The organism is Thermanaeromonas sp. DSM 22490, from assembly GCF_056378755.1.
This window is the reverse complement of record NZ_JBJHHE010000002.1, coordinates 24,688-39,014: the sequence shown is the minus strand read 5'-3', so window position 1 is coordinate 39,014 and position 14,327 is coordinate 24,688. Positions and strand designations below refer to the sequence as shown.

General features: G+C 52.6%; 20 protein-coding genes. 6 read left to right on the top strand and 14 right to left on the bottom strand.

Features of this window, described 5'->3' with window-relative positions; all coding sequences use genetic code 11:
- Positions 1-10: 10 nt before the first annotated feature.
- The 4 genes from fabK to fapR are packed head-to-tail and all read right to left on the bottom strand — an operon-like array spanning position 11 to position 3,564.
- On the bottom strand, positions 11-955 hold the full coding sequence (gene fabK, locus AC1BI1_RS01780) for an enoyl-[acyl-carrier-protein] reductase FabK (protein ID WP_476715551.1): 945 nt from the start codon (positions 953-955) through the stop codon (positions 11-13).
- Between the two features lie 17 nt (positions 956-972).
- Complete coding sequence (locus tag AC1BI1_RS01775) at positions 973-1,962, bottom strand: beta-ketoacyl-ACP synthase III (RefSeq protein ID WP_476715748.1); 990 nt, start codon at positions 1,960-1,962, stop codon at positions 973-975.
- On the bottom strand, positions 1,950-2,978 hold the full coding sequence (plsX, locus tag AC1BI1_RS01770) for a phosphate acyltransferase PlsX (RefSeq protein WP_476715550.1): 1,029 nt from the start codon (positions 2,976-2,978) through the stop codon (positions 1,950-1,952). The genes AC1BI1_RS01775 and plsX overlap by 13 nt, the downstream gene beginning before the upstream one ends.
- A gap of 4 nt (positions 2,979-2,982) precedes the next feature.
- Positions 2,983-3,564, bottom strand: coding sequence for a transcription factor FapR (gene fapR, locus AC1BI1_RS01765; protein WP_476715549.1), 582 nt, complete (start codon positions 3,562-3,564; stop codon positions 2,983-2,985).
- A gap of 394 nt (positions 3,565-3,958) precedes the next feature.
- Here fapR and AC1BI1_RS01760 point away from each other — a divergent pair, with 394 nt between their 5' ends.
- Entirely contained in the window at positions 3,959-4,219 is a 261-nt protein-coding gene (locus AC1BI1_RS01760; RefSeq protein WP_054937554.1) for a DUF4160 domain-containing protein, read from the top strand.
- A 13-nt stretch (positions 4,220-4,232) separates the two neighbouring features.
- Positions 4,233-4,517 carry a DUF2442 domain-containing protein gene (locus tag AC1BI1_RS01755; RefSeq protein ID WP_476715548.1) on the top strand — a complete coding sequence of 95 codons (285 nt, stop codon included), beginning with the start codon at positions 4,233-4,235 and terminating at the stop codon, positions 4,515-4,517.
- An 80-nt stretch (positions 4,518-4,597) separates the two neighbouring features.
- On the opposite strand, the gene AC1BI1_RS01750 is transcribed toward AC1BI1_RS01755, so the two are convergent.
- The 7 genes from AC1BI1_RS01750 to AC1BI1_RS01720 all read right to left on the bottom strand — a co-directional run bounded on the left by AC1BI1_RS01750 (position 4,598) and on the right by AC1BI1_RS01720 (position 7,643).
- Positions 4,598-5,077 carry a type II toxin-antitoxin system VapC family toxin gene (locus AC1BI1_RS01750; protein ID WP_476715547.1) on the bottom strand — a complete coding sequence of 160 codons (480 nt, stop codon included), beginning with the start codon at positions 5,075-5,077 and terminating at the stop codon, positions 4,598-4,600.
- Positions 5,074-5,340 (bottom strand): type II toxin-antitoxin system Phd/YefM family antitoxin, encoded by a 267-nt coding sequence (locus tag AC1BI1_RS01745; RefSeq protein WP_476715546.1) that lies wholly within the window; start codon positions 5,338-5,340, stop codon positions 5,074-5,076. Before AC1BI1_RS01745 ends, AC1BI1_RS01750 begins: the two co-directional genes overlap by 4 nt.
- Before the next feature lie 154 nt (positions 5,341-5,494).
- Entirely contained in the window at positions 5,495-5,878 is a 384-nt protein-coding gene (locus AC1BI1_RS01740; protein WP_476715545.1) for a Fic family protein, read from the bottom strand.
- Between the two features lie 17 nt (positions 5,879-5,895).
- Complete coding sequence (locus AC1BI1_RS01735) at positions 5,896-6,330, bottom strand: type II toxin-antitoxin system VapC family toxin (RefSeq protein ID WP_476715544.1); 435 nt, start codon at positions 6,328-6,330, stop codon at positions 5,896-5,898.
- Complete coding sequence (locus AC1BI1_RS01730; protein ID WP_476715543.1) at positions 6,318-6,560, bottom strand: CopG family ribbon-helix-helix protein; 243 nt, start codon at positions 6,558-6,560, stop codon at positions 6,318-6,320. Before AC1BI1_RS01730 ends, AC1BI1_RS01735 begins: the two co-directional genes overlap by 13 nt.
- A 356-nt stretch (positions 6,561-6,916) precedes the next feature.
- On the bottom strand, positions 6,917-7,102 hold the full coding sequence (gene rpmF / locus AC1BI1_RS01725) for a 50S ribosomal protein L32 (protein ID WP_476715542.1): 186 nt from the start codon (positions 7,100-7,102) through the stop codon (positions 6,917-6,919).
- A gap of 1 nt (position 7,103) precedes the next feature.
- A complete protein-coding gene (locus tag AC1BI1_RS01720) occupies positions 7,104-7,643 on the bottom strand; it encodes a YceD family protein (protein ID WP_476715747.1) in 540 nt (179 codons plus the stop codon).
- 178 nt (positions 7,644-7,821) lie between these two features.
- Here AC1BI1_RS01720 and AC1BI1_RS01715 point away from each other — a divergent pair, with 178 nt between their 5' ends.
- The gene (locus tag AC1BI1_RS01715) at positions 7,822-7,953 is read left to right on the top strand and encodes a hypothetical protein (protein WP_476715541.1); all 132 of its coding nucleotides are present in this window, start codon (positions 7,822-7,824) and stop codon (positions 7,951-7,953) included.
- Between the two features lie 24 nt (positions 7,954-7,977).
- Here the strand turns inward: AC1BI1_RS01715 and AC1BI1_RS01710 are convergent, their stop codons facing one another.
- Complete coding sequence (locus AC1BI1_RS01710) at positions 7,978-9,177, bottom strand: acetate/propionate family kinase (protein WP_476715540.1); 1,200 nt, start codon at positions 9,175-9,177, stop codon at positions 7,978-7,980.
- Between the two features lie 141 nt (positions 9,178-9,318).
- Here AC1BI1_RS01710 and ylbJ point away from each other — a divergent pair, with 141 nt between their 5' ends.
- A complete protein-coding gene (ylbJ, locus tag AC1BI1_RS01705) occupies positions 9,319-10,536 on the top strand; it encodes a sporulation integral membrane protein YlbJ (protein ID WP_476715539.1) in 1,218 nt (405 codons plus the stop codon).
- Here the strand turns inward: ylbJ and AC1BI1_RS01700 are convergent, their stop codons facing one another.
- Both AC1BI1_RS01700 and rsmD read right to left on the bottom strand, forming a co-directional pair.
- Positions 10,537-11,001 (bottom strand): ATPase, encoded by a 465-nt coding sequence (locus AC1BI1_RS01700; RefSeq protein WP_476715538.1) that lies wholly within the window; start codon positions 10,999-11,001, stop codon positions 10,537-10,539. It abuts the gene before it with no gap.
- A gap of 6 nt (positions 11,002-11,007) precedes the next feature.
- Entirely contained in the window at positions 11,008-11,553 is a 546-nt protein-coding gene (rsmD, locus tag AC1BI1_RS01695) for a 16S rRNA (guanine(966)-N(2))-methyltransferase RsmD (protein ID WP_476715537.1), read from the bottom strand.
- 438 nt (positions 11,554-11,991) lie between these two features.
- Between rsmD and iorA the strand changes: the two genes are divergently transcribed.
- Together iorA and AC1BI1_RS01685 are read left to right on the top strand one after the other, a co-directional pair.
- Complete coding sequence (gene iorA / locus AC1BI1_RS01690; RefSeq protein WP_476715536.1) at positions 11,992-13,749, top strand: indolepyruvate ferredoxin oxidoreductase subunit alpha; 1,758 nt, start codon at positions 11,992-11,994, stop codon at positions 13,747-13,749.
- On the top strand, positions 13,746-14,324 hold the full coding sequence (locus AC1BI1_RS01685) for an indolepyruvate oxidoreductase subunit beta (RefSeq protein ID WP_476715535.1): 579 nt from the start codon (positions 13,746-13,748) through the stop codon (positions 14,322-14,324). The genes iorA and AC1BI1_RS01685 overlap by 4 nt, the downstream gene beginning before the upstream one ends.
- Positions 14,325-14,327 lie beyond the last annotated feature (3 nt).

The following is a 14,327-nucleotide window of genomic DNA, read 5'->3' as shown; positions in this document are numbered from 1 at the left end:
CTTTTACCCCCTATACTCCTACCAGCTTGCCCAGCCTAGCCATGATCTGGGCTGCCTCGGTCATCACTTCTTCAATTATAGCTGCCGCCGGCTTAATCTCCTTCACCAGAGCGGCAATCTGGCCAGCCATTACCGACCCGTATTCCACATCGCCATCCACGGCGGCAGCTCGCAACTTCCCGGCCCCCAGTTTATCCATCTCTTCCCAGCTAGCTCCCCGGGCAGCTAACTCCTCAAACTGGCGGGACAGCTTATTGCGCAGGACGCGGACGTAGTGTCCGCGAGTGCCCGTAACTACAGTATCGCGATCTTCTGCTTTAAGAATAGCTTCTTTGTAATTGGGGTGCACGGTGCACTCAGCGGCACAGATAAAGCGGGTGCCCATCTGGACCCCCACGGCTCCCAGGGCTAGCGCAGCTACCACTCCGCGCCCGTCCGCAATGCCCCCGGCAGCGATAACCGGGATTTTTACGGCCTCTACAATCTGGGGCACCAGGGCCATGGTGGTAATCTCCCCTATATGCCCCCCGCATTCCATGCCTTCAGCGATAAGGGCATCTACACCCAGGCGCTCCAGCCGTTTGGCCAGGGCTACCGAGGCTACCACCGGAATAACTTTGATGCCCGCCGCGCGGAACCGGGGCAAGTGTTTGCCTGGGTTGCCGGCTCCGGTGGTCACCACGGGCACCTTTTCTTCAACCACCAAGTCCACCAGTTCCTCTATGTAAGGGGACATGTAATATAGATTTACGCCAAAGGGGCGGTCAGTACGCTCCCTGACTTTACGAATCTCCTGGCGCACCGTTTCCGGTGGAGCATTGCCCGCACCTATGATACCCAGACCTCCAGCCGCCGAAACAGCTGCAGCCAGTTCTCCGGTGGCCACCCAGGCCATACCGCCCTGCAAAATGGGATACCTGATATTCAGTAAATCGCACAAGGGCGTGCGCCACATGCTCCTTAAGCCCCCTTTTAATCCATAGTCCATTTGACCACTGCTGCACCCCAGGTAAGGCCGGCCCCGAAGGACACCAGAACCACCTTATCTCCCCTCTTCAGTTTCCCTTCCCGGCGCGCCTCGTCCAGGGCCACGGGAACGGAGGCGCTGGACATATTGCCGTAGCGGTCCAGATTAACATACACCTTTTCCGGCGGTAGCCCCAGCCTTTTTAAGGCCGCTTCAATAATGCGAATATTGGCCTGGTGGGGAATCAAAAGATCTACTTCCTCTTTCTTTAGACCGGCTTTCTCCAGGGCTATTAAAGAGGCCTCTCCCATGATCCGAACGGCAAATTTAAAGACCTCCGATCCCTGCATATGGATGGTATGCAACTTCCGGTTAACCGTTTCCAGAGAGGCTGGCAGCCGCGAACCTCCGGCAGGTATAATTAACAAGGGGCCACCGCTGCCGTCGGCACCCAGGTAAAGGGATAAGATCCCTTCTCCCGGAGGAGCGGGAGCCAAGACCACAGCACCGGCTCCATCGCCGAAGAGCACGCAGGTATTGCGGTCCTGCCAGTTGATAATTTTCGTAAGCAGATCCACCCCTATGACCAGGACCTTTTCATAGGTCCCGCTGGCGATAAACTGCTGCCCTACCCCCAGGGCATAAAGAAAACCGGTGCAACCCGCCGACAGATCGAAAGCAGCTGCCTTTTGGGCGCCCAGGCGCTCCTGTACCAGGCAGGCGGTGGACGGGAAGAGGTTATCCGGGGTAACCGTAGCTACAATAATGAGGTCGATTTCTTCCGGGGAGACGCCCGCGCTGGCCAGCGCTCTTTCGGCTGCCGTTACACTCAAATCGGAGGCAGCCGTATCGTCTCCCGCCACCCGGCGTTCCCGGATTCCGGTCCGGGTGCGTATCCATTCGTCGCTAGTATCCACTATTTTTTCCAGATCATGATTAGTCAATATCTTTTCTGGCAGGCAAGAACCAGTACCTATAATTCCTACCTGCCTGATATGGGCTGACAATCCTCCACCTTCTTTCTCTCATTTATTCCGGGCAGGTAACCCAGATTTTCTACCAATTTTTCCTGCACACAGCGCACCGCTACTTTGATGGCATTTTTGATAGCCCTCTCATCCGAACTACCGTGGCAAATAATGCTAATACCCTGCACGCCCAAAAGGGGAGCACCGCCGTACTCGGCATAGTCCACTTCTTGTTTCAGCCGCCGTAAAGCCGGTAACATAAGAGCCGCGCCCAGGCGCGCGCTAAAGCTGCGCTTTACCTCTCCCTGGATTTTAGCGAATATAGCCTGGGCCAAACCCTCCCCGAATTTGAGAAGGATGTTACCGGTAAAACCGTCGCAGACATAGACATCAGCTACTCCCCGGGGCAAGTCCCTGCTCTCTACATTGCCCACAAAATTGAGGGAAGAGTTTTTAAGGAGGGCATAAGTGTTAAGGGTGAGTTCATTCCCTTTGTTAGGTTCGGTACCGATATTGATGAGCCCTACCCGGGGGTTGGGGATGCCTAATATTTTGCTGGCATAGAGGCTTCCCATCTGGGCAAATTCGTAAAGGTTCTCCGGCCGGCAGTCTACATTAGCCCCGGCATCCAGCAAGAGCTTGGCTCCTTCCAGGGTGGGCAACAGGGTAGCGATGGCCGGGCGCTGTATATTGCCACTGCGGCCCAGGATAAGAAGGGCTGCTGCCATCTGGGCACCGGTGCTCCCCGCCGAAACTACTGCCTGGGCTCTCCCTTCCTTCACCAGGCGGGTAGCCAGAACAATAGACGCCTCCCTTTTGCGGCGCAAAGCCAGGGCCGGTTGCTCATCCATGGCAATGGCCTGATCCGTATGTATTATTTCCAAGTTAGCCTGCGCAGGACAATTCTTTAGTTCTTTCTCAATGGCCAGGGCATCCCCCACCAGGATGATATCCGCTATACCTTCCTGGGCGGCGGCCAAGGCACCGCGGACAACAGCCCCTGGGGCGTAATCCCCACCCATGGCATCTACGGCTATCTTCAAAGATTCACTCCTCCTGCTCTGTCTGTACTTCAGGCGCTATAATCACAAATTGCCCTTTGAAAACTATCTCCGAACCCACCCGCGAATGGACAGAAACTAAAAAAGTACAACCCCGCTGAACTTTCACCATGGCCCTGGCTATCACCTTTTCCCCCTCATACACCGGCCGGCGATAGCGTACCCGGGCACTGCTGGTCAACACCATTTCCTTTCCTACGGTGGCCAGGGCTAAGGAGTTGGCTTGCGCAAAGAGATAATATCCCCGGCATACCCCCCCAGGTTTTAACAGCATTTCCGGCAGTATTTCTAAAAAAGAAATACCCAGACGCCCCGGCTGGAGCTCCACCAGCTCGCCTACCAGCTCTTCTGACGTAACTCCCCGCATCCGGGCCCTGGCTTCCTGGGCCAAACTTCTTACCCGCTCACGCACTTCCGGAATACCTAAAGCTAACCTATCCAGGCGAATAGTGGGAATACTTACCTTAAACCGCGCTGCCAGTTCCTCATCGGTGGCAAAAGGTTGTTCTTGTAAGTAATGCAGAAGGGCTTTTTGGCGCTCTTCTCTTTTACTCTGAGTCCGCGCCACCGGGAGTTCACCCCAAGCTGCTTTTGGTACCACGTAATATTACCAGGCTATAGCATTAGTATAAACATCATGGCCTTTTTATGCAAGAAAAAATATGAGATGCTGTGAGCCATCTGTGAGATACAGTCAGACAAAGACCTTGGTCGGTGTAGGAATCTTACCATAATATCAATAATCACAAGTAGGGTGTAGGAGCCAGTAGGTGGCGTTGGCATAGGTCAAGGAGAACCCCTGGCACCTCCTATGTGCCAGGCGTATTTTGACTTGATGTCATAAGGTAGAAAGAGGCTTTTTTGAGGCGTACATCATGGTATAATAATTATAGGTATAAGCAGTCTTTAGGGAATGACAAAGCCGACTGAGGTTTGCAGGGCAGTGCGGGAAGGTGTTTTCTATGGTACAAATCAGTTGGTTCTATGGCATCAAGATTTCCATGTTTTACGACGAACATTTGCCGCCTCATTTCCACGTAGAATACGGAGAATACCATGCCATTGTGGATATCCAAAAGGCGGTAATTATTAAAGGCCAGCTTCCTAAAAAACAGGCAAGTTTGGTCATAGCATGGACTTTATTGCACCAGGATGAATTAATGGATAACTGGCACAATGCTTATCATAAGAAAGAGCTGTTTAAAATCGATCCCCTCAGATAGGAGCGTGATAAACATGATTCCCCCGGCATTAATACAGGTATATGCTGATAAGGAAAGGGATTACGCCATTATCTGCCAGTTCGTTGACGGCAAAGTTACCCGCTACGATATGAAAAATCTCTTATATGGGGTTTTTGAACCCCTGAAAAACAAGGATGTGTTTAGAAACGCTTTAACGATCCTGGATAATACGGCTGCATGGGATTTAACAGGAAAAAGGGATGAAACAAACTGCCTGACCATTGATCCTTGGACATTATATAATGCGGAAGATATAACCGGCGAGATAATTCATTAGACCCACTTGAATGTCCCCCAGGTAAGCCGTGGGTTATGGCATAGATAGCATCTAAGGCAGCAGGGGCAAAAATATCCTCATTAAGGCCCGCGAGCTTCAACCGGATACCCGCCCAGGAACAGAGAAGGCTTTACTTCTGGCACCGCTTCGAGCTCCACAGCGCATAAAGCTTCCCACAGCCTGTCGTCGAAGCAGGCTACCACCACGCGGCCTTTTACCCGTGTCTTCAAGGTTACTGCCGCGGCGAGATGAATGGAATCAAAACCCCTAAGGCGGTGTTTTTCGGCGAGCTCCCCGGCAAGCCAAGCGAGGGAATCTGATACTTCCAAGGCAAGGTAGCTCGGCCAGTCGTTTTGCAGAGCAGCGACAACCTGGTGGTAATCCCTTTCCTCCAGTAAACCGTCCCGGAAACCCCGGGCGAGAGCGGCACGTGCTTCTGGATAGGCAACTTTGCAAGTGGATACTACAGAAGCTTCGTCCACCAATTTACGCACCATCTCTGAGCCTGGTTCCTGGACGTAGAGCTTCACCAGAGCACTGGTATCCAGGTAGCAGATCATCGACGGTCCTCCACAACCAAAGCTGCAATACAAGCAGTACTGCGAATCGCTGGCGGCGAGACCATTCCTTGTGGCTTCCCTCCACGCCAGGAAGCTATTCCCTGTTCCATCAGAGTTAAAATAGGCAACTGTTCATTATCTCTAATTGGAACCAGCTTAGCAATGGGTATGTTACGTTCGGTAATGAGGAGGATTTCCCCTTGTTTCACGCGTTTGAGGTACTTGCTGAAACGGTTCTTCACCTCTCTAATACCCGCTTTCATAAAATCACCTCCAGTAGCTACATTATAGCATAAATGAGGCCACATTGCAAAGACCACAGCCTGCCCTGCAAAGAGTGGGGATACGTCAGAACCCTGAAGGGAGGAGCCGGCTGGCCCTTCTGTCCACCGGCTCCTCTCAAAGTACTAAATTTGACTATCGCGCGCCCGCTGCTTCCAGGTAAAGATGGAGGCTTTGGGTGAGCCGGTCCGTCACAAGTTCTACGAACGGTTCCAGATTCCCGTCGATAGAAGCTGTCTCCAGAGCTTCCAGATACCGCTCCCGGTCTTCCTTCCTAATAACCGCAGGCGGATAACCTTCCCTCATCAAAGAAAAGTTCATCAGCAATCTCCCCGTCCTGCCGTTGCCGTCCGTAAAAGGGTGTATCCACACCAGCCGCCAGTGGAGCCACGCAGCCCGCCATACCGGGTGCTCTCCTCCCTTTAGTCGTTCGTATTGTTCTACCATTTCCTCCACCAAAGAAGGCACGTCCCACGCTGCTACCCAGCCCACCGAAAAATAGAATATGCTTCCTGGCAAACTCTTCGCGCGTTCAGCTATGAGTCAGTCTGCCGTTGCCCGGCTGGTGAATTAGCAGTTCCTGGGGGCAACTCATATACTTCCAGCCCAGCGACGCGCCGGAAATGCTCCCCATTCAAGGTGTACAAAGGGAGATTTCTGGCCAAGCAGATGCCAGCAATCAGAGTATCAGGGACCCCAATTACCTCGCCCTTAGCCCGCAGATCATTTTCCACTTTGGCTGCTGCCAGGGCTGCCGGGCCGTCAAAGGGTAATATGGTGACCTGCTGGAAAAACTTCTCCAACAGTTTTTCTCGTTTACTATTAGTAATGAGGCCTATTTTAAGCTCAAAAACTGAAACAGCAGTGATGGTTAAGGTGCCACTTTTTAAAGCTCTCTCGACATAATCAATTTCGGGCTGATGGCCCTTTAAAAAGCCTATAATGATAGAGGTATCGGTTACGGCTGCCATCGCGACCAGAACTCCTTAGTACGGGCAGCGTATTGTTGGCTTTCTTCCTCACTTAAGCTACCAGCCAGTTTTAGGATCTCTGCTATGTCTTGTTCCCGCCTCTCCACCCTCGCTAAATATTCCTCAATAGCTTCATTGACAATTTCTGAATAGCCTCTTAGACCTCGTTTGGCTGCCAGAGCCCTCAGTTTAGCCCGGGTTTCATTGCTGATTTCAATGGTCGTCCGCATCCCTTATCACCTCTTAAGTATTATAATACTCAAATACTAGCATTTCAATTGAAACGCCGCTCTTGACTCAAAACTGCAGGAGTTGGGCTGGCCTGGGATTATCATCGCCATCTTTTTTCGCTAAATCTATTTCGCTCGATAGTGAAGACCCGCTCCACTTCCACTCCGCTTCCACTCCCCTTTTGCTCCCAGTCATCGCGAAAAGTATTTTCGTAAATACTATAGCCTCAGAAAACAAAAAACCTGGCCCTTTATCCCCAGAAAAGGGATAAAGGACCAGGTTCCCTAAACCTCCACTCTTAAGCTAAACCTAGATTTTACCAGCAACCTGTAAGGGGATCATCCTACCAATTTATCTATTCTTCGGCCACTTTTAGCGCCTCACGCCCTTTGTAATAACCGCATTTGGGACAAGCACGATGTACTAGCCTTAGCTCATGGCACTGTGGGCACTCCACCAGGGTAGGCGGCGCCATCTTGGCCCAGGCAGAACGGCGCTTATTCTTCCGGGCCTTGGAAACCCTTCGCTTCGGTACACCCAACTTATGGACCCCCTTTCTCTTCCCGGGATAAGAGCTTGGCCAGAACAGCCAAGCGCGGATCTATTTCCCTTTCCCGACAATCACACTGGTGGTCATTTAAATTCTGGCCGCAATATGGGCATAAACCCTGGCATTCGTCGTGGCAAACCCATTTCATGGGCAGGGCCAGGATGAGGGCTTGTTCCACCGCTGCTGTAACGTCAATGCTGTCCCCTTCGTAGATGCGCACTTCGTCCCTCAGTTCGTCATCCGGCGGGAGAGAGGCATATACGCTCTCTGTGCAGTATTCTTCCCGTAATGGCACTTCTACTGAACAGGCAAAGGTTTCCAGACAGCGGCCGCAACTTAACTGGAAGGTGGTAGAAGCTTTGCCCTTAAGGGAAAGGAACTTGCCCATATTGGTTATTTCCCCTTCCACATTGACGGGCTCGGTCAAGGGGATGCTTTCGCCGCCCACTTCCAGTTCCGGCCAGGTTTCCGTGAAATCGAATTTTACGCGGCTGCCGCGCTTAAGCTTTAGCTCGGCCACTTCTATTTTCATCACTTAAGGTTCACCTCGCCCATTATAGCGGAAGAGCTTTTCGCCTGTCAACGACCTCCCTTAACTGAGTTATCCCCACTTTCTGCAGGGCAGGCCTGCTTGGGCTTGAAAGCGAGCGACTAAACCTGAGCGGTAGCCAAACTTAAGCTTGGCGAAAGGCGGAGGCAGGCCCGAGGCCATGGATGGCCGAGGCCGGCAACTGAGGCAGGAGGCCGAATTTGCCGGGAAGCCTGCCGGAGCCTTGAGCCAAGCACTAGTTTGGCCCGCGAAGGTTTCCGGAGCGAGCGTAAGCCAAGCAGGCCTGGGATAAAAACTGGGGATAACTCAGCCTCCCTTAAAGCTTCCCCTGGATAATAGCTAGGGTGTCCCGGGCAATCATCAATTCTTCATTGGTAGGTATTACAAAAGTTCGTACCCTGGCCCCGTCAGCAGTTATCTCCCGCTCTTCTCCCCGCACCTTATTCTTCTCGGGATCAATTTTTAAGCCCAGGTATTCAAAGTCCCGGCAAATGGCCTCGCGCACGCGCGGGGAATTTTCTCCTAAGCCGGCAGTAAAGACCAGAACATCCAGCCCGCCCAGGACGGCAGTATAGGCTCCGATATATTTTCGCACGCTATGCACGAAAAGGTCCCAGGCTAGACGGGCCCGTTCATGTCCTTTGTCTATGGCCTCCTCTATGTCCCGGAAGTCGCTGCTCACCCCTGAAACCCCCAACACGCCGGAGCGACGGTTCAAGACATCTTCCATGGTTTTGGGCTCATATCCTTCTTTTTCCATCAGGAAAGTAACAATGGCCGGATCAATATCGCCGCAACGAGTGCCCATGGGCAAACCGGCCATGGGGGTGAAGCCCATGCTATTTTCATAGGATTTGCCGCCTTTAATGGCTGTTATGCTGGAACCATTGCCCAGGTGGCAGGTAATAATTTTTAACTCATCAAAGGATCGCCCTACCAGCTCGGCGGCGCGCTGGGCTACGTATTTATGGGAGGTGCCATGGAAGCCGTAGCGCCGTATATGGTATTTTTCCGTCAGTTCATATGGCAGAGCATAGACATAGGCGTAGTCGGGCATGGTCTGGTGAAAAGAGGTGTCAAAGCAGGCTACCTGGGGGACACCCGGTAACAAATTTTCGCAAGCGGAGATGCCGCGCAGGGCAGGAGTGTTGTGCAAAGGAGCCAGGGTCACGAGCTCAGCGATGCGGGCTTTGGTGTTAACATTTATTAAAACCGAGCCGGGGAAGGTGCCCCCGTGAGCTACGCGGTGACCCACCCCTTCGATTTCCCTGAAATCTTTAATCACCCCGTATCCGGGATCCGTTAAAGCCTCCAAACAATGCTTGATAGCCGCCTCATGATCTGGGGCTTCCACTTCTTTAACCAGCTTGTCTTTCCCTGCGGGCCGGTGAGTCAGGAGAGAACCGCTGAGGCCGATTCTTTCCAGCAGACCCCTGGCCAAAGATTTTTCTTCCGCCATATCAAAAAGCTGGTATTTTACTGAAGAGCTGCCGCAATTAAGAACCAGGATTTTCATGGTTACCCTCCCTTTTTAACGTAGACTTTTTGCTGTTTCTTTCCCCGGTATCCAATAATACCGGTATAAATGGCCTTCTCCTCCAGTATATTTGGGATAACGGAGCTAAAACAAGTCCTTGCCCGGTGAGGTGTGAAGTCCTTGCCGTCATCCAGAAATAGCCTCCAATGGCCTTACATAATCTTTGCCCTCGCTATAGTCTTCCTCTGCACCAGTATCGTCCTCTATCCTCGCCAGGCTTTTCAAGCCGCCCTGACCGGCTTAGAAGCCTGGTGGCAGATAGTCGTCCCCGCGTTATTGCCGTTTTTTATCCTCTCTCAGCTCCTGATGGGCTTGGGTATTGTCCATTTCTTGGGGGTGTTTTTGGAACCCCTCATGAGACCTCTGTTCAATGTGCCCGGGACAGCCGCCTTCGTGGTAATTATGGGTTACACTTCGGGTGCACCCTTAAGCGCTTTGCTAACTGCCCAGCTGAGAAACCAGGGCCTCCTCACTCAAGCCGAAGGTGAAAGGTTGATCTGTTTTACTAATAATGCCAGCCCCCTCTTTATGCTGGGAGCAGTAGCTGTGGGCATGTTACAGGACCCTCACTTAGGGCCTGCAATAGCTGCCGCCCATTATGGGGCCAATCTATGTTTAGGCCTCTTATTTCGCTTTTACCGTCGGGGGGCAGCTTCTACACCCATGCCCATCTTTTCTCTTGGGGATTTGCCCCGCCGCGCCTGGCAGGCCCTCCTATGGGCCCAACGGCAAGATGGCCGCCCCCTCGGACAACTCCTGAGCGATGCCGTCACTCGCTCTTTTCAGGTTCTGCTCACCATCGGAGGTTTTATCACTGTTTTTTCGGTAGTTATCCAGCTAGCCCAGCTTTTCGGGATAATCGGCTGGCTAGCTCACCTCCTGTCACCTTTTCTCCGGTTTATTCTCCTGGACCCGCAAAGTACTCCGGCCGTGGCCGCCGGCCTACTGGAAATGACCATAGGAACCAAAACGGCCAGCGAATTGCCCTTGCCTATAACCACTCGCCTGATAACTATTAGTTTTATCCTGGGATGGGCTGGCTTTTCCATCCATGCCCAGGTGGCGGCCATGATAAGTTCTACTGATCTCAGCCTGGCCCCCTTTATCCTAGCCCGTTTCCTTCATGCCCTGGTGGCCTCCAGGCTGGTCCTGCTCTTCTACGGCCCGGTAAAGCCTGTAATGGCCTTGTTGCAGGCACCCTTCCCCCTCTCCTTTCCAGCATCCTGGATTACCATCTGGGTATATTATACCGGCTTCGCTCTGTTAACCCTGATGTTCTTTACTTCTTTAACTGCTTTAGGGTTGCTTGCTTATGCTCTTTTAGCTCGCAAAAGATAATTATTTATCTTGCAGAGAAGGCCGGTGGGCTTCCAGCTCCTGGCGCCCCTGCCTCACCCTGGCCAAAGCTTCTGATAAATGCCCTTCCAGGTTCCTCAGCACTTCGTCAGCATATGCCACCGCTCCTGCTTTAAGTTCGGCTGCCGTGCGCCGGGCCTTAGCCGTTATCTCCCCCGCTTGGGCCTGAGCCTGCCTTATTACCTCGGTTTCCTGGACCAGCAGTTGGGCTTTATGTTCTGCTTCGGCCACCAAACGCTCCGCCTGTTGTCTGGCTTCTTCCAGCAGCCGATCTTTTTCCTGTCTAATCCACTGGGCCTGCCGGAGCTCATCCGGTAACAAAGTGCGCAGCCGGTCCAGGTAATCCAACAATAAATCGCCATCCACAAAAATGCGGCCCGTAAAAGGAATTCGCGGTGCCCTTTCTAGCATCTTTTCCAGTTCCTCGATAACCTCCATGACCTTCACCCTGGCCTACCCCCATATTTTTTGGTAAAAATTTAAAACGGAATCACCATAACGTCGACTTTCCTTTAACGTAACTCCTGCTACCACAGGAGCTACCTCTCTGCTGCCTGTTTCTAGAATTAACCATCCCTCATTTGTTAACAGCTGAACAATCCAGGGTAAAACCTTTTCCCCTAACCCCCGCTGATAAGGCGGGTCCACAAAAATAAAGTCAAACCGGCGCCCCTTGGCTACCAGCTCGGGTATAGCCTTGAAGACATCCAAAGGCATAACTTCAGCCCTGCTGGTAAACCCGGTCAGCAACAAATTTTCCCGCAAAGCCTTTAAAGCCAGGGGGTGCTTTTCTATAAAGGTAGCTCTGCTGGCCCCCCTGCTCAAGGCCTCTATACCCACTGCCCCTGAGCCAGCAAAAACATCCAGAAAAGATTTTTCGCCTACTTGTATTATATTAAAGAGAGCTTCCCGTAAACGTTCAGAAGTAGGTCTGGTTATCCCGCCCGGGGGTACTTTAAGCCGCCTACCTCGCGCTGTTCCCCCTATGACTCGTATCATCGGACATCCCTGGGCGTATTATAACACTTTTTTTGACTCAATTTGACTTTTAGGTAAAAATTTTTCCATGTCCAGGTATAATAAGGCCCGTTAAATTCCATAATATATACTGGTAAATTCAATTTACCAGAAGAGCTAAGGGTTATCTATTCAACCCTCCCCCATGAGCTCTTCCTCCGGTTTCTCCTCTCCCAGGCCGCCGGCTAACCACCGGCGGTCCAACTTGTTGCCGCTCCCCACAGGAGCGGCTTTTTTTATTTTTATTCTTTAGCACTATTCTTCACTACAGCCCATATGGTATACTTAAAGCAAACCAAATTTAATACCCAAAGCTGTGAGATGAGAGGAGAGGAGCTTAAGCTTAGTCGAGTAACGAAGAAAAAGCTTTGCGCCGGGCTCCGACCCGGCCTTTACTTTTGCGAGGGGAGTTAGCTGGATATGAAAATGTTGCTCATGGGGAATGAAGCTATCGCCCGGGGAGCTGTGGAAGCAGGGATAAATCTGGCCACCTCTTATCCGGGCACTCCAGCTTCGGAAATTTTTTTGGCTCTGGCCCGCCACGCTGAGGACGTGGGTTTTTATGCTGAATGGTCTATCAATGAAAAAGTAGCGGTGGAAATGGCCGCCGGAGCTGCCTATGCCGGTGCCCGGGCTATCGTTTCCATGAAACAGATGGGCCTGAATGTGGCGGCCGACGCGGTTATGAGCCTGGCCTATATCGGTGTCCGCGGCGGGCTGGTCTTGGTAGTGGCCGACGACCCCGGACCCCACAGTTCTCAGACTGAACAGGATACCCGGCTGTTCGCCCGCTTTGCAGGTCTTCCGGTCCTGGACCCCTCCTCTCCTGCCGAAGCCTACGCCATGACTAAGTACGCTTTTGCCCTTTCCGAGGAACTCCAGCTACCCGTAATCTTGCGTCCCACCACGCGTTGCTGCCATTCCTGCCAAGACGTAGAAGTGGGTACCATATCTCCCCCCAGACCGGTGCCCGGTTTCGCCAAAAGCCCCGAGTGGGTTATATTGCCCTCTCTATCCGCCCGCAAGCATCACTGGTTAATTGAACAAGAGAACCGAGCCCGAATCCTTTTTAATGATTGCCCTTTTAATTACGCCTCGTTACAGGGCCGTACAGGGGTTATCGCCAGCGGAATTTCGTATAGTTATGTGGTGGAGGCTCTGGAGGCCTTGGGAGCAGAGGTTTCTCTATTGAAAATCGGCACCCCTTATCCTCTCCCGGAAGAAAAAGTAGTGGAGTTCCTGACCCACCTGGATCAAGTTCTAATAGTGGAAGAACAAGAGCCCGTGGTCGAAGACCAGGTCATCCGTATGGCCTGGCGCCATCTTATTCCCTGCCACGTCTCAGGGAAACATGATAATTACCTGCCCCGAACCGGGGAGTTCAATGTAGATATAGTAAAAAATGCTTTAGGCCGCTTTTTAGGTATAGGGGTAGCCCCACCGGAAGAAGTGAGCCTGCCCGATTTGCCCGGCAGGTCCCCCTTACTTTGCGCCGGCTGTCCTCACCGGGGGTCCTTTTACGCCTTTAAGCGCGCTGCGCGGGGACAGGATGTTATCTTCTCGGGGGACATCGGTTGCTATACTTTAGGAGCTGCGCCACCCCTTAAAGCCCTGGATACCTGCCTGTGCATGGGAGCCAGCCTGGGCCTCGCCCAAGGGCTGGCCAGGGTAGAACCCCACCGGCGGGTGGTGGCCTTCATCGGTGACTCTACTTTTTTCCACGCCGGCCTGCCGGCCCTGGCCAATGCGGTGCATAACAAGACGAAGGTTACCATTGCGGTGTTGGATAACGGCACTACAGCCATGACCGGGCACCAGCCCCATCCCGGACTATCCATAGATATCGCTGCTGTGGCCCGGGGATTAGGTGTAGAAACGGTTCTGGAAGCTGATCCCTATAATCTTGAGGCTACGGTAGCTGCCGCCTCCCAGGCTCTGGCCACACCAGGCCCTTCCCTAGTTTTACTGCGCCGGCCCTGCCCGCAACTGGTGCCTTCTTCCATCTATTGCGCAGTGGACCCTTCGGCCTGTACCGGTTGTGCCCTTTGCCTTAAAGAGCTAGGATGTCCGGCCCTGGTTAAAAATGAGGATAAGATAACCATTAATCCCACTTGCAACGGTTGTGGACTCTGTGCCCAGATCTGCCCTTCTGGTGCCATACGGGAGGTGTTAAGATGAACATACTTATTGCCGGCGTCGGCGGTCAGGGGATCATACTGGCTTCGCGGGCCATTGCCGAAGCAGCCCTGGCTGCTGAACTGCCTGTGCGGACAGCCGAAACCATCGGCATGGCCCAGAGGGAAGGGCCGGTCGTCAGTCATATTAGAATAGGCGGACTAACTTACGGCCCTTTAATCCCTCGCGGTGCAGCTGATATTTTAGTAGCCTGCGAACCGGCAGAAGGAGCCCGCAATTTAGCCTTTTTAAAAAAGGGCGGCCGGGCCATTATTTCCACTTCTCCTGTTATACCGGTTTCCGTTTCTCTGGGGGCTTCTTCCTACGATTTATCCACTATCCTGCATTTCCTTCAAAATCACATTGATAAGCCTTATTTTCTGGACGCTGCCAGTTTAGCCAGAGAAGCGGGAAACCTCAAGGCCCTTAATATGGTAATGCTAGGCGCTCTATCCACCCTGGAGCTACCTTTCCCCGCAGAAGAACTTTTGAGTACAGCCCTTAAACTTTTACCGCCTGAAATTCATCATGTTAATCGCCGTGCCTTTGCCTTAGGCCGGCAAGCTCTGGAGGGATAAAAA

What these genes read in the sequence shown, in the direction of transcription:
- AC1BI1_RS01730 (WP_476715543.1), bottom strand. Translation starts at nt 6,560, where the DNA reads ATGCGGACGACCATTGAAATCAGCAATGAAACCCGGGCTAAACTGAGG.
- AC1BI1_RS01755 (WP_476715548.1), top strand. Translation starts at nt 4,233, where the DNA reads ATGATTCCCCCGGCATTAATACAGGTATATGCTGATAAGGAAAGGGAT.
- AC1BI1_RS01750 (WP_476715547.1), bottom strand. Translation starts at nt 5,077, where the DNA reads ATGATCTGCTACCTGGATACCAGTGCTCTGGTGAAGCTCTACGTCCAG.
- AC1BI1_RS01710 (WP_476715540.1), bottom strand. Translation starts at nt 9,177, where the DNA reads ATGAAAATCCTGGTTCTTAATTGCGGCAGCTCTTCAGTAAAATACCAG.
- fabK (WP_476715551.1), bottom strand. Translation starts at nt 955, where the DNA reads ATGTGGCGCACGCCCTTGTGCGATTTACTGAATATCAGGTATCCCATT.
- AC1BI1_RS01715 (WP_476715541.1), top strand. Translation starts at nt 7,822, where the DNA reads ATGGATGGCCGAGGCCGGCAACTGAGGCAGGAGGCCGAATTTGCCGGG.
- AC1BI1_RS01745 (WP_476715546.1), bottom strand. Translation starts at nt 5,340, where the DNA reads ATGAAAGCGGGTATTAGAGAGGTGAAGAACCGTTTCAGCAAGTACCTC.
- rsmD (WP_476715537.1), bottom strand. Translation starts at nt 11,553, where the DNA reads ATGATACGAGTCATAGGGGGAACAGCGCGAGGTAGGCGGCTTAAAGTA.
- AC1BI1_RS01720 (WP_476715747.1), bottom strand. Translation starts at nt 7,643, where the DNA reads ATGAAAATAGAAGTGGCCGAGCTAAAGCTTAAGCGCGGCAGCCGCGTA.
- AC1BI1_RS01685 (WP_476715535.1), top strand. Translation starts at nt 13,746, where the DNA reads ATGAACATACTTATTGCCGGCGTCGGCGGTCAGGGGATCATACTGGCT.
- AC1BI1_RS01735 (WP_476715544.1), bottom strand. Translation starts at nt 6,330, where the DNA reads ATGGCAGCCGTAACCGATACCTCTATCATTATAGGCTTTTTAAAGGGC.
- AC1BI1_RS01760 (WP_054937554.1), top strand. Translation starts at nt 3,959, where the DNA reads ATGGTACAAATCAGTTGGTTCTATGGCATCAAGATTTCCATGTTTTAC.
- iorA (WP_476715536.1), top strand. Translation starts at nt 11,992, where the DNA reads ATGAAAATGTTGCTCATGGGGAATGAAGCTATCGCCCGGGGAGCTGTG.